This window comes from Streptomyces sp. NPDC001351 (assembly GCF_042896045.1).
Lineage (GTDB): Bacteria > Actinomycetota > Actinomycetes > Streptomycetales > Streptomycetaceae > Streptomyces.
This window is the reverse complement of the sequence record NZ_JBIAWS010000006.1, coordinates 588323-601732: the sequence shown is the minus strand read 5'-3', so window position 1 is coordinate 601732 and position 13410 is coordinate 588323. Positions and strand designations below refer to the sequence as shown.

Below are 13410 nucleotides of genomic sequence, written 5' to 3'. Positions count from 1 at the left end.
CGAACCCGAGGAAGGACGAACCCGTGACCCACGCCGTCACCGTCAGTGAACTCGTCAAGCGCTACCACCCGCACGCACCTGCCGCCGTGGACGGTCTGAGCTTCACGGTCGAGCGGGGCGAGGTCTTCGGCCTGCTCGGCCCGAACGGAGCCGGCAAGTCCACCACCGTCGGCGTGCTGACCACCCGGATACGGCCGACGTCCGGCCGGTGCCTGGTCTTCGGCACGGACGTGGTGGCCCGGCCGGCCGCGGCCAAGCGGCTGCTCGCCGTCGTACCGCAACGCCAGAACCTGGACCGCTCCCTCGACGTGCGGCAGAACCTGCTCTTCCATGCGCGCTACCACGGCGTCGGCAAGGACGAACGGACCAGCCGCGCCGAGGAGTTGCTCGACCTGATGGGGCTCACCGAGCAGGCCGGCCAACGGGTCGAGCGGCTCTCCGGCGGCCAGGCGCAGCGGGTCGTCATCGCGCGGGCCCTGATGCACGCGCCCGAGGTGCTGTTCCTCGACGAGCCGTCGACCGGCCTGGATCCCCAGTCGCGGCTGTTCCTGCACGAACGCATTCGCGAACTGCGCGACCGCGGCGTCACCGTGGTACTCACCACCCACGACATGGACGAGGCCGAGAGCCTGTCCGACCGCATCGGCATCGTCGACCACGGCAGGCTCCTCGCGCTGGACACGCCGCGCGCGCTGACCGGGGCACTCCAGGGCGGCACCACGATCACCGCACAGGTCCGCGGTGCGCAGGTGCCGAGCGTCGAGATCCTCGCCGCGCTGACGGATCTGCCCGGGGCCGGCACCGTCGAGCACGATGCGCCGGGCGGGTCCGGGAGCGGCGACAGCCAGTACTTCCGGGTGCGGACCGAGAAGGACCCGTCAGTCCTGCTGCCGGACGTCCTGCGCATCATCGTCGACCGCGGGGTCGAGCTGGTCGATCTGTCGATCGCCCGGCCGAGCCTCCAGGACGTGTTCATCAGTCTGACCGGAAGGGAACTGCGGTGACCACCGTGAGCGAAAGCGCCGAGGCCGTCGAGGCCGCCCGATCCGCCGGGGCCGCCGGCCGGCGACCGCGTCACGACGCCGCTTCCGTGACGCGGACCTTCCTGGCGGTGCTGTGGCGCGACGTGTACACCACCACCCGTCGGCCGACCGCGTTCCTGCTGCAGGTGATCGTCCAGCCGCTCCTGCTGTTCTTCGTCTTCGGCAAGGTGCTCGGCGAGGCCGGCTACACCAGGGGCGACTTCGGCGCGACCCTGCTGCCCGGCGTCATGGCGCTCAACGCGCTGCTGGTCTCCCTGGAGAACACCGCGATGCCGCTGATCATGGACTTCTCGTGGTCCGGCGAGATCGAGGACAGACTGCTCGCACCGCTGCCGGGAGAGCTGGTCGCCGTCGCCAAGATGGTGTTCGGAACACTGTGCGGCCTGTTCGCCGGGCTGGTCATGGCGCCGGTCGGGTTCCTCGTGCTGGGGGGTGCCGGCTGGCCGCTCACTGCCTGGCCGGGCGCGCTGCTGATCCTGCTGCTCGGCTCGGCGACCGGTGCCGGCCTCGGCCTCACACTGGGCACGATCGTGTCGCCGGACCGCATCGGTGTCACCTTCTCGCTCGTCATGGCCCCGCTGACGTTCACGGGGTCCGTCCAGTACCCCTGGTCGTCCCTCGGTCATCTGAGGTGGTTCCAGGTGATCTCCGCGATCAACCCGCTGACGTACGTGAGCGAAGGACTGCGAGCCGCGGCACTGCCCGGTCCTGTGTCGTCGATCCCGCTGTGGACGGACGCACTGGTGCTGCTGTTCGCCATGGCGGTCACCGCAGTGACCGGCATCAGAGGATTCATGTCCCGGGCGCTCGGCTGAGACGACCTCAAGAAGAAGTTAGAGAAGCATGCGAGAAGAAGAGCAAGAAGGAGCACGACAGATGAACAGGAACCTCAGGACCGCCGCACCGATGGTCTTCGCGGCCGTCGTCGTCAGCGGCTTCATGATCAGCCCCACGATGGGGGTCGGCGTCTGTGTGGTGGGCGGAATGCTGCTCGGAACCCTCTACGCGATCACCAACGGCCGTAACCGGGACCGCGATTGACGGGCGGCCTTCAGAGCCAGCCGCGGGTCCGCGCCACCCGAGCCGCCTCGGTCCGGTTGCGCGCGCCCAGCTTGGCCATGGCACTGGAGAGGTAGTTGCGGACGGTCCCCTCGGCAAGACACAGGCGCGCCGCGATCTCGGCGTTGCCCGCCCCCTCCGCGACCGCGCGCAGCAGCTCACGTTCCCGCTCCGTCAACGGATCGGCCGCGTCCCACGCGGCCACCGCCAGCTCCGGCGAGACCACCCGCTCGCCCGCGTGCACCCGGCGCAGGGCCGCTGCCAGCTCACCGATCGGCGCGTCCTTGAGTACATACCCAGCCACACCCGCGTCGACCGCGCGCCGCAGGTAGCCACTGCGCGCGAACGTGGTCACGATCAGCACCCGGGTGGGGTCACCCAGGCGGTTCAGCTCCACGGCCAGGTCGAGACCCGTACGGCCGGGCATCTCGATGTCGGTCACCAGCACATCCGGCCGGTGCTCGCGCACCGCGGCCAGCGCGTCGTCGCCGTCGGTCGCGGTCGCCACCACCGTGATGTCCGCCTGCAGGTCCAGCAGGGACGCGAACGCGCCCAGCACCATGCCCTGGTCCTCGGCCAGCACCACCCGGATCATCCGGCCGCCTCCACCGGCACCGTGATGACCAGCGTCGTGCCGGCGGAGCCGGAGCGCTGCACCGAGCCCCCGAGTTTCGTGATCCGCTCCCGGAGCCCGGTCAGCCCGGTGCCCTCCGGGGCGTCGCCGCCGACCCCGTCGTCCGCGATCACCAAGCGCACCCGTTCCCCGTCCGTATCCAGTCCGATGCGGCAGCTGGAGGCTCGCGCGTGCCGGGCCACGTTGGTCACCGCCTCGCGCAGCGCCAGCCCCAGCTCGTGCTCGGTCGCCGCGACCAGGCCCGGCTCGCCGTCGACGTTCACCCGCAACGTCACCCCGGTCCCGGCCAGCGTACGCCGTGCCACCTCCAGCTCCGCCCGGACGCTGGTCCGCCGCCAGCCGGTGACCGTGCTGCGCACCGCGCTCAGCGCCTCCCGTGCGTTGCGCTCGATCTCCTCGGACTCGGCGCGCGCCCGTTCGGGATCGGCGAGCACCAGCTCCTTGGTCAGCTGCGCGCGCATCACCACCGCGGTCAGCGAATGCCCGAGCAGGTCGTGGAGGTCACGCGCGATGCGTTCGCGTTCGGCCAGGGTCGCGAGCAGTTCGACCTGGTCATTACGGAGCCGCTGGTTCTCCAGCTCCTGCCTCCGGTCGCGCTGCCTGAGTTCGAGCAGCCCGATCACCCAGATCATGACGAGCGCCGAACCGAAACCCAGCAGCCGGTAGGACACCGGTACCTGTGACAGCAGTGCCGTGACACAGTCCAGCACGGTCAGGCCGGCGAACCAGCGCCGCGCGACCCGCCACGGCAGCGAGTTGCCCGCGGCGGCCGCGGCATAGATGAACAGCACGCTTGCGGCGGCGTTGAACGGCGTGGCCAGCGCGCCGAGCACGGCCATCGGGACCACCGACGCCCAGACGCTCCACACGGACCGGCTCCGCAGCAGGGCGATCGCGTACAGCAGGACCGTGGCCGCGCACACCACGATCGCCAGCGGCCACTCCCACCACGCGGGATCCGGGGAGAAGTACGGCTGCGCCGGCAGGAACACCAGGTAGCCGAGGTAGATCCACTCCCAGGTCCGCAGCCGCTCGGCCACGGACCCGGCAGCCGTACCGTCGAAGCCGCTCATGTCCACGTCCTGCCCATGTCGGACCGGCCTCAGATCCGCGCGTGCCGGTAGGACGCCGCCGCCACGCCGGCCGCCACAACTGTGGTGACCACCAAGGCGAGCACGTGGAGCAGGGAGGTGCCCTGACCCAGCTGGGCGAGCCCGAGCTGGGCGAGGTGGTACGTGGGCAGGAACTCGGCGATGTCCCGGACGACCGAGGGCAGCAACCGGATCGGCATCCACAGCCCGGACAGCACCGCCAGCGGGAAGAGCACCGCATTGAGCAGCGCGTTCGCCGCGCCCGTGCGGAACCGGAAACCGACCGCCACGCTGAACAGCGTGAACGGGACACTGCCCAGCAGCAGCACCAGAGCCACCCGCAACAGCGCCCAGGGCGAGGCGTGGAGCGTGCCGAAGGCCGCGGCCGCCGCCCCCATCAGTACCAGCACGCCCACGCCGTACAGGAGCGCGGCGGTGGCCTTGGCGGTGAGGCTGATCCAGATCGGTACGGCGGACACCCGCTTCATGCGCAGCCAGCCCAGGTCCCTGTCCTGTGCGACCCCGATCCCCGGCTGCAGTGAGGCCACAGTGATCACCCCGTAGGTGCCGAACGTGGCCACCATCGCCGTACCGGCCGACAGGCCCTGCACGGCATCGTGCCCGTACAGCAGGTTGAACAGCACGAAGATCCCGACCGGCATGAGGACGCCGAAGAACAACGAGGTGGGTTCCCGCACGATCGACCGGAGTTCGTCCCGCAGCTCGGCGCGGAAGATCCGTCCCATCATCATGTTCATGCCGTGCTGCCTTCGTGAGTGCGTCCTGAGGTTCCACGATCCGGCGACGGCGCGGACGGGGAAGGTCCGACCGCCTCCCCGCCGTCGGTCAGTGCGACCACGGCCTCCTCCAGACCGGCGTCCCGTACCCGCAGTTCCGACAGCTGCGGGTCCCGGTCCAGCAGCACGCGCAGCAGGTCCTCCGGCGAACGCGTCTGGATCGTCACCAGACCGTGCTCCCGCCCGAGCCGGAGCACACCCGGCAGGCGCTCCAGTCCGTCCTGGTCGAGGGTGGTCCGGACGGTCACGGTCCGGTCGGGCAGGCGGGACACCAGCTCCTGCGGCGACCCGTCGGCAAGTACCCGACCGTGGTCGAGCACCACCACACGGTCCGCGACCGCGGCCGACTCCTCGATCAGGTGCGTGGTCACCAGCACGGCGGCGCCCTGTGCCCGGCGCCGCGCCAGGATCTCCCAGAACTGCCGCCGGGCCTGGGTGTCCAGTCCGACCGTCGGCTCGTCAAGGACCAGCAGCGTCGGCTCGGTGACCAGTGCCATCGCCAACTGCACGCGTTGCTTCTGACCGCCGGACAGCTTCGCCACCCGCCTGCGCGCCAGATCGGTCAGCCCGAGTTCCTCCAGGACCGGCACCGCCGCGGTCGCCCGCAGCCCGCCGCGGACGGCGGCACCGCTCACGAGCTCGCCCACGGTCAGCGTGTTCGGGAATCCCAGGGTCTGCTGCGCCACGCCCAGCCGCCGGCGGGTCGTCGCCCGGAGGGGATCACCGCCCAGGATCCGCACGGTCCCCTGCTGCGGCGCGAGCAGTCCGACCGTGAGCGCCACCAATGTGGACTTCCCGGCCCCGTTGGGTCCGAGCAGCGCGACGCACTCTCCCGGGTCGACCCGCAGGTCCACGCCTGCGAGTGCGACAGTCTCTCCGTACCGGTACCGCAGCCCTTCGGCCGTCAGCACCGCCTGTGTTGTTGCCATGGTCACCAGACTCCCGTCCAATGACCGGGCTCGGCAGTGCCGCCCTGTCACCAGCGCGAGATGACAAAAGTCAACCCCTGCTCACCCGGGGTCCGCGGGCGAGTGATCTGGGGTTTCGGCACTATAGCGCGGGGGCGTGAACCGACAAGTGCCCCGCGATGCCGCCCGGAACCCAGCGGGCACACAGCCCCGGCTCTTTCCTACGTGCGGGGAAGCGCCGCCATCGACGCGATCTTCGTGCAGCCGCGGTCAGCCGACAGGGGCCGTCGAGCGTGGCCCGCAGCCCGCCGCAGGCCCGAAGTCCCGTAGAAGCCCCGGAGATGCCGCCGCACCCCTTCCTGACCCGCTGAATGTCAGGTCAGACGGGGTACGGCGGCATCCGCACATCAAATGTCCCGGAAGATCTCGATCTGCGCCCCGACCGAGTTCAGCCGCTCCGCCAGATCCTCGTAACCCCGGTTGATGACATACACGTTGCGCAGGACGGACGTGCCGTCGGCCGCCATCATCGCCAGCAGGACGACCACGGCGGGCCGTAGCGCGGGCGGGCACATCATCTCGGCGGCGCGCCAGCGGGTCGGGCCCTCGACCAGTACCCGGTGCGGGTCGAGGAGCTGGAGGCGGCCGCCGAGGCGGTTGAGGTCGGTGAGGTAGATCGCGCGGTTGTCGTAGACCCAGTCGTGGATCAGCGTCTTGCCCTGCGCCACGGCCGCGATGGCCGCGAAGAACGGGACGTTGTCGATGTTGAGGCCGGGGAACGGCATCGGGTGGATCTTGTCGATCGGCGCTTCGAGCTTCGAGGGCCGCACGGTCAGGTCCACCAGCCGCGTACGGCCGTTGTCCGCGGTGTACTCGGGCGTGCGGTCGTGGTCAAGCCCCATCTCCTCCAGGACCGCCAGCTCGATCTCCAGGAACTCGATGGGCACCCGACGCACCGTCAGCTCCGACTCCGTCACCACCGCCGCGGCCAGCAGGCTCATCGCCTCGACCGGGTCCTCGGAGGGGGAGTAGTCGACGTCGACGTCGATCTGCGGCACGCCGTGCACGGTGAGGGTCGTCGTACCGATGCCCTCGACCTTGACGCCGAGCGCCTCCAGGAAGAAGCACAGGTCCTGGACCATGTAGTTGGAGGACGCGTTGCGGATGACGCTGACGCCGTCGTGGCGGGCGGCGGCCAGCAGCGCGTTCTCGGTGACGGTGTCCCCGCGCTCGGTCAGCACGATCGGCCGGTCGGGCCGCGCCGTCCGGTCCACCAGCGCGTGGTACTGGCCCTCGGTGGCGGTGATGTCGAGCCCGAACCGGCGCAGCGCGATCATGTGCGGCTCGATGGTCCGCGTGCCCAGGTCGCAACCGCCCGCGTACGGCAGCTTGAAGTGGTCCATGCGGTGCAGCAGCGGGCCGAAGAACATGATGATGGACCGCGTCCGTACGGCCGCGTCGGCGTCGATCGCCGCCATGTCCAGCTCGGCGGGCGGCACGATCTCCAGGTCCACGCCGTCGTTGATCCAGCGCGTGCGCACCCCGATGGAGCCCAGCACCTCCAGGAGCCGGTAGACCTCCTCGATCCGCGCCACCCGGCGCAGCACCGTGCGGCCCTTGTTGAGCAGGGAGGCGCACAGCAGCGCCACACACGCGTTCTTGCTCGTCTTGACGTCGATGGCGCCGGACAGCCGACGGCCGCCGACCACCCGCAGATGCATCGGCCCCGCATAGCCCAACGAGACGATTTCGCTCTCCAGTGCTTCACCGATTCGAGCGATCATCTCAAGACTGATGTTCTGGTTACCGCGCTCAATGCGATTGACGGCGCTCTGGCTGGTGCCGAGCGCCTCCGCGAGCTGGGCCTGTGTCCAGCCGCGATGTTGCCGGGCGTCACGGATGAGCTTGCCGATGCGTACGAGGTAGTCGTCTGCCATGGGGTTGAGGTTATCTCAGATATGAGATGAGGCACGTGAAGGGGGTCCGTTCGGGTGACGGGCCGTCAACGTCGCCTCATGGGAGGCCGGTGGGCGAGTGCCTCCCTTCATGCCGGACGGACTTCCCCGTGGCGGGTCGAGTACCCAGGCTCGGCTCACTGATGGGCGCCCGCGCCAAATGTTCTATTTCGCCAGATAATCGCGGGGCGGGACGGGTTGTGTGAGCGGTGGCGGGCGGAGGCGTCGGGGCGCGACTGTGACGAGGTCGGGCATGACCATCCCGGCCCCATGTACTAGAGTTATCTCGACATCGAGATATCTGCCGAGGAGCACCACAGCCGCACGCCGCAATTCAGTCTGACCGGTAAGGCATGCCTAACTTAGCCTTACCTTAGCGGATTGGCCGAGATGCCGTGGCGGCAGGATCGTGGTGAGTACGCGCACATCAATGAAGGAGACTGTCGTGTCGGCGAACAGCTTCGACGCCCGCAGCACGCTGCAGGTGGGCGACGAGTCGTACGAGATCTTCCGGCTGGACAAGGTGGACGGCTCGGCCCGACTGCCGTACAGCCTCAAGGTCCTGCTGGAGAACCTGCTCCGCACGGAGGACGGCGCGAACATCACCGCCGACCACATCCGCGCCCTCGGTGGCTGGGACTCCCAGGCGCAGCCCAGCCAGGAGATCCAGTTCACGCCCGCCCGCGTGATCATGCAGGACTTCACCGGCGTGCCCTGTGTCGTCGACCTCGCCACCATGCGTGAGGCCGTCAAGGAGCTCGGCGGCGACCCGGCGAAGATCAACCCGCTGGCCCCGGCCGAGCTGGTCATCGACCACTCCGTCATCGCCGACAAGTTCGGCACGAACGACGCCTTCAAGCAGAACGTCGAGCTGGAGTACGGCCGCAACAAGGAGCGCTACCAGTTCCTGCGCTGGGGCCAGACCGCCTTCGACGAGTTCAAGGTCGTCCCGCCCGGCACCGGCATCGTCCACCAGGTCAACATCGAGCACCTCGCGCGTACCGTCATGGTCCGTAACGGTCAGGCGTACCCCGACACCCTCGTCGGCACCGACTCGCACACCACCATGGTCAACGGCCTCGGTGTGCTCGGCTGGGGCGTCGGCGGCATCGAGGCCGAGGCCGCCATGCTCGGCCAGCCGGTCTCCATGCTCATCCCGCGCGTCGTCGGCTTCAAGCTCACCGGCGAGCTGCAGCCCGGCACCACCGCCACCGACCTCGTGCTCACCATCACCGAGATGCTCCGCAAGCACGGTGTCGTCGGCAAGTTCGTCGAGTTCTACGGCGAGGGTGTGGCCGCCACGAGCCTCGCCAACCGCGCCACCATCGGCAACATGTCGCCGGAGTTCGGCTCCACCGCCGCGATCTTCCCGATCGACGACGAGACCCTGAACTACCTGCGCCTGACCGGCCGCTCCGACCAGCAGGTCGCGCTCGTCGAGGCATACGCCAAGGAGCAGGGCCTCTGGCTGGACCCGAAGGCCGAGCCGGACTTCTCCGAGAAGCTCGAGCTGGACCTCTCCACGGTCGTCCCCTCCATCGCCGGCCCGAAGCGCCCCCAGGACCGCATCGTCCTCGCCAACGCGGCCCAGCAGTTCAAGTCCGACGTCCTCAACTACGTCGACTCCGTGGACGAGTCCGGCAAGGAGTCCTTCCCGGCCTCCGACTCCCCGGCCGTCGCCCCGAACGGCGCCCCGTCCAACCCGGTCACCGTCACCGCCCCCGACGGCTCGACGTACGAGATCGACCACGGCGCCGTCACGGTCGCCGCGATCACCTCCTGCACCAACACCTCCAACCCGTACGTCATGGTCGCCGCCGCGCTCGTCGCGAAGAAGGCCGTGGAGAAGGGCCTGACCCGCAAGCCGTGGGTCAAGACCACCCTCGCCCCCGGCTCCAAGGTCGTCACCGACTACTTCGACAAGGCGGGCCTGACCCCGTACCTCGACAAGGTCGGCTTCAACCTCGTCGGCTACGGCTGCACCACCTGCATCGGCAACTCCGGCCCGCTGCCGGAGGAGGTCTCCAAGGCCGTCAACGACCACGACCTCGCGGTCACCTCGGTCCTCTCCGGCAACCGGAACTTCGAGGGCCGTATCAACCCCGACGTCAAGATGAACTACCTGGCCTCCCCGCCGCTGGTCGTCGCGTACGCCATCGCGGGCTCCATGAAGGTGGACATCACCCGTGACGCCCTGGGCACCGACCAGGACGGCAACCCGGTCTTCCTGAAGGACATCTGGCCCTCCGAGGCCGAGGTCAACGACGTCGTGGCCAACGCCATCGGCGAGGACATGTTCAACAAGTCCTACCAGGACGTCTTCGCGGGCGACGCCCAGTGGCAGGCGCTGCCGATCCCGACCGGCAACACCTTCGAGTGGGACGCCGAGTCGACGTACGTCCGCAAGCCCCCGTACTTCGAGGGCATGGAGCTGGAGCCGTCGCCGGTCTCCGACATCTCCGGCGCCCGCGTGCTCGCCAAGCTCGGCGACTCGGTGACGACGGACCACATCTCGCCCGCCGGCGCCATCAAGGCCGACACCCCGGCCGGCAAGTACCTCACGGAGCACGGCGTCGAGCGCCGCGACTTCAACAGCTACGGCTCCCGCCGCGGCAACCACGAGGTCATGATCCGCGGTACGTTCGCCAACATCCGCCTGCGCAACCAGATCGCGCCGGGCACCGAGGGCGGCTACACCCGCGACTTCACCCAGGACGGCGGTCCGGTGTCGTTCATCTACGACGCCTCCCGCAACTACATCGAGCAGGGCATCCCGCTGGCCATCCTGGCCGGCAAGGAGTACGGCTCCGGCTCGTCCCGCGACTGGGCGGCCAAGGGCACGGCCCTCCTCGGCGTCAAGGCCGTCATCGCCGAGTCGTACGAGCGCATCCACCGCTCGAACCTCATCGGCATGGGCGTGCTGCCGCTGCAGTTCCCGGAGGGCGCGAACGCCGAGTCCCTCGGTCTGACCGGCGAGGAGACCTTCTCCTTCACCGGCGTCGAGGAGCTCAACAACGGCACCACGCCGCGCACGGTCAAGGTCACCACCGACACGGGCGTCGAGTTCGACGCGGTCGTCCGCATCGACACCCCCGGTGAGGCCGACTACTACCGCAACGGCGGCATCATGCAGTACGTGCTGCGCAGCCTGATCCGCAAGTAAGCGGCACAGCAGGGCAGTCGAGGGCCGCATCCCCGGTACGCCGGGGGTGCGGCCCTCGCCGTGTCCCGGCCGGGAAATCCCAGGTCATCACCCACCCTCAGGTGGAACACAGGGTTCCCTCAGCAGACCGGGACAGTATCGAGACATGTCAGGCACCTCCGCGTCCCGAACCGGCCGGGCCCGCGTCCTCGTCGTCGACGACGAGCCCGCGCTCACCGAAGTGCTGTCCGCCGCCACCGAGGCGGGCTCCGCCGCCGACGGACGCAGCGCGCTGCGGACCGCCCGCGACGCCGTGGAACACCGCATCGACGGCCTCCACAACAGCGCCGACGACCACGTCACCAAGCCCTTCTCCCCGGAGGACGTCGTCCTCCGGCTGCGCGGTCGGCTGCGCCGGGCCGGCACCGGGGGCACCCGGGCCGACGGTTCCGTTCGCGTCCTCGGCGACCTCGTACCGGCCCGGGAGACCCGCGGGGTGCGCCGCGCAGGCCGGCCGATCCGCCTCACGGCCGAGGAGTTCGACCTGCCGGTGATCCACACCGTGCGGGGGACGGGGTGCACCATCAGGTCCGCGGAGTACGGCAGATGACCGCCCGCCCGGTCGCCCGCTCCCTGCGCGCCCGACTGCTGCTGTTCGTCTGCGCCACCCTCGTCGTCGTGTGCGCGGCGACGACGTTCACCACCGCCCTGGTCCAACGGGCCTCGCTCATGGGCGAGTTGGACCGCCGCGTCAGCAACGCCGCCGAGCGCAGTCTGGGCGGGGCCGCTCTGCACCGGGACGACCAGGCGAACCTCTCCTTCCTCACCGAGAACGGTCACCCCGTCGGCATGCTCGCCGCCCGCCTCGACGTCCACGGCAGGGTCGTCTCCGCGGCGATCGTCAGCCAGGACGCCCCGCCGCAGTCCCTGACCGCCCCCCAGCGCAGCGCCCTGAAGGGCATCGCACCCAACGGCTCCCAGCACACCGTCCCCGTCCCCGGCCTCGGCACCTACCGGATCACCGGGCTCGACTCGGACGGGGTCCGCGTCCTCGCCGGACTCCCCATGGACGACGTACAGCACATGATCGACGGACTGGTCGGGACCGAGGCGGTCGTCGCGGCCACCGGCCTTGCCGTCACGGGCATCGTCTGCGCCGTGGTCATACGACGTCAGCTGCGCCCCCTCGGCCGGGTCGCCGCCACCGCGGTCGAGGTCACCCGCTCACCGTTCGGCCGCGGCGAGGTCACCGGCCTCACCCGCGTCCCGGCCCGGGACACCGACCCCGCCGGCGAGGTCGGCCAGGTCGGCGCCGCCCTCAATCGGATGATCGACCACGTCGAGTCCTCCCTCGCCGAACGCCGGCGCAGCGAGGAACGGATGCGGCGCTTCCTGGCCGACGCGAGCCACGAACTGCGCACCCCCCTCGCGTCCATCGCGGGCTACGCGGAACTGATGAACCGCGGCACGGACCGCATCGAGCCGGTGCTGGCCTGGCGCCGCGTCTCGGCGGAGTCGGCCCGTATGACAGGCCTGGTGGAGGACCTGCTGCTGCTCGCCCGCCTCGACGAGGGCCGGCCGCTCCAGTCCGCCGAGGTGGACCTCGCGGCCGTGGTCGCCGAGGCCCTCTGGGACGCACGGGCGGCGGGCAGCGGCCACGACTGGCAACTCGCGCTCTCCCTCGCCGAGACCCCGGCCCTGGTCACCGGCGACGAGGCCCGCCTCCACCGGCTGGTGGCCAACCTGCTGGCCAACGCGCGTGAGCACACACCCGCGGGCACGACGGTGGTCGCGGAGGTGGATGCCACACGGCAGCGCTGCCTCATCAGGGTGCGGGACGACGGGCCCGGCATCTCCCCGGACCTACTGCCGAAGGTCTTCGAGCGCTTCACCCGCGCCGACACGTCCCGCTCGCGCGCGCCGGGGACGGCGGGCGGGTCGGGGCTCGGGCTGGCCATCGTCGCGGCGATCACAGCGGCGCACGGCGGACGGATCGACGTACAAAGCCAACCGGGACGTACGGAGTTCACGGTGGAACTGCCGGCCGCTGGGGACAACGCCGTGGCGAGCGGCTCGTGCCGGGTCCTGCACGGTTGACAGGGCGGTAGCCGCGAGAGGGGTCAGAAGCCGACGAGGGCGTCGAGGTCGATCTCGGTGGGGAACGGCAGCTCGGTGACCAGCTTGTCGTGGTGCACCGGATGGGACGGCGCGGGGAAGTACGAGAGGGTGTCCGCGTTGAGCCAGTACTCGTGCACCGCGATCTTCTGGTCTCGGTCCAGTTCCACGCGCCAGTAGTAGGGGACCTTGTTCGCGGAGAAGAGCGCGGGCTTGCGTACGCGGTCGTCCTGCCGGGAGCCGGGAGAGACTACCTCCACGATCAGGGAGACCTTCCCCACCGGAACACATTCGACCTCGAAGAAATTCAGCTTTCGGGGGTCAAAGACGATCACGTCGGGCTTGGGCGTGTTCTGGTCATCGACCATCACACATTGCTCGGCCACGACCTCGTACGGCTGGGTACACGCGGCCTCCAGGGCCCTTGCAATCCTGTCCCGCACACGGTTGTGCCAGAACCTGGTTTGTCCTCGAACCACGATCCGTCCATCCACGAGTTCCCAGTCGAAGGGCAGCTCCAAGTCCTTGACCTGGTCGAAGGTCCAGCCGTCTGCCGGCGGGAACATCCAGGTGTCCTCGGTGGCCTGCTGGGGTGTGGTCATCACTGCTCCCATGGGCGTCAGTGTGGACGCCGATACGCGGCGTGATCGTACGTACGAAGGTACC

12 protein-coding genes are annotated in these 13410 nt (G+C 69.9%); 6 read left to right on the top strand and 6 right to left on the bottom strand.

The features are described from left to right. Nucleotides 1-23 precede the first annotated feature (23 nt). The 3 genes from ACFY1U_RS25010 to ACFY1U_RS25000 all read left to right on the top strand — a co-directional run bounded on the left by ACFY1U_RS25010 (nt 24) and on the right by ACFY1U_RS25000 (nt 2084). Nucleotides 24-1004, top strand: coding sequence for an ABC transporter ATP-binding protein (locus ACFY1U_RS25010; protein WP_390696337.1), 981 nt, complete (start codon nt 24-26; stop codon nt 1002-1004). Beyond that, complete coding sequence (locus ACFY1U_RS25005; protein WP_390696336.1) at nt 1001-1858, top strand: ABC transporter permease; 858 nt, start codon at nt 1001-1003, stop codon at nt 1856-1858. The genes ACFY1U_RS25010 and ACFY1U_RS25005 overlap by 4 nt, the downstream gene beginning before the upstream one ends. A 61-nt stretch (nt 1859-1919) precedes the next feature. Next, nucleotides 1920-2084, top strand: a complete 165-nt coding sequence (locus ACFY1U_RS25000; protein ID WP_390696335.1) for a hypothetical protein — start codon at nt 1920-1922, stop codon at nt 2082-2084. A gap of 10 nt (nt 2085-2094) precedes the next feature. On the opposite strand, the gene ACFY1U_RS24995 is transcribed toward ACFY1U_RS25000, so the two are convergent. From ACFY1U_RS24995 to ACFY1U_RS24975, 5 genes are all read right to left on the bottom strand, one after another. Continuing rightward, a complete protein-coding gene (locus tag ACFY1U_RS24995) occupies nt 2095-2697 on the bottom strand; it encodes a response regulator transcription factor (protein WP_365840653.1) in 603 nt (200 codons plus the stop codon). After that, nucleotides 2694-3809, bottom strand: a complete 1116-nt coding sequence (locus tag ACFY1U_RS24990) for a sensor histidine kinase (protein ID WP_390696334.1) — start codon at nt 3807-3809, stop codon at nt 2694-2696. Before ACFY1U_RS24990 ends, ACFY1U_RS24995 begins: the two co-directional genes overlap by 4 nt. A gap of 29 nt (nt 3810-3838) precedes the next feature. Then, on the bottom strand, nt 3839-4585 hold the full coding sequence (locus ACFY1U_RS24985) for an ABC transporter permease (protein WP_390696333.1): 747 nt from the start codon (nt 4583-4585) through the stop codon (nt 3839-3841). Continuing rightward, complete coding sequence (locus ACFY1U_RS24980) at nt 4582-5553, bottom strand: ABC transporter ATP-binding protein (RefSeq protein ID WP_390696332.1); 972 nt, start codon at nt 5551-5553, stop codon at nt 4582-4584. The genes ACFY1U_RS24985 and ACFY1U_RS24980 overlap by 4 nt, the downstream gene beginning before the upstream one ends. Before the next feature lie 386 nt (nt 5554-5939). After that, complete coding sequence (locus ACFY1U_RS24975) at nt 5940-7469, bottom strand: helix-turn-helix domain-containing protein (RefSeq protein WP_390696330.1); 1530 nt, start codon at nt 7467-7469, stop codon at nt 5940-5942. A 463-nt stretch (nt 7470-7932) separates the two neighbouring features. Here ACFY1U_RS24975 and acnA point away from each other — a divergent pair, with 463 nt between their 5' ends. From acnA to ACFY1U_RS24960, 3 genes are all read left to right on the top strand, one after another. Then, entirely contained in the window at nt 7933-10650 is a 2718-nt protein-coding gene (gene acnA / locus ACFY1U_RS24970) for an aconitate hydratase AcnA (RefSeq protein ID WP_390696329.1), read from the top strand. A 145-nt stretch (nt 10651-10795) separates the two neighbouring features. Further along, nucleotides 10796-11239 (top strand): response regulator transcription factor, encoded by a 444-nt coding sequence (locus ACFY1U_RS24965; RefSeq protein WP_390696328.1) that lies wholly within the window; start codon nt 10796-10798, stop codon nt 11237-11239. Next, nucleotides 11236-12726 (top strand): ATP-binding protein, encoded by a 1491-nt coding sequence (locus tag ACFY1U_RS24960; RefSeq protein ID WP_390696327.1) that lies wholly within the window; start codon nt 11236-11238, stop codon nt 12724-12726. Before ACFY1U_RS24965 ends, ACFY1U_RS24960 begins: the two co-directional genes overlap by 4 nt. Nucleotides 12727-12749: 23 nt before the next feature. Here the strand turns inward: ACFY1U_RS24960 and ACFY1U_RS24955 are convergent, their stop codons facing one another. Beyond that, nucleotides 12750-13358: a Uma2 family endonuclease gene (locus tag ACFY1U_RS24955; protein ID WP_390696326.1), complete on the bottom strand. Its 609-nt coding sequence runs from the start codon at nt 13356-13358 to the stop codon at nt 12750-12752. Between the last annotated feature and the right edge of the window lie 52 nt (nt 13359-13410).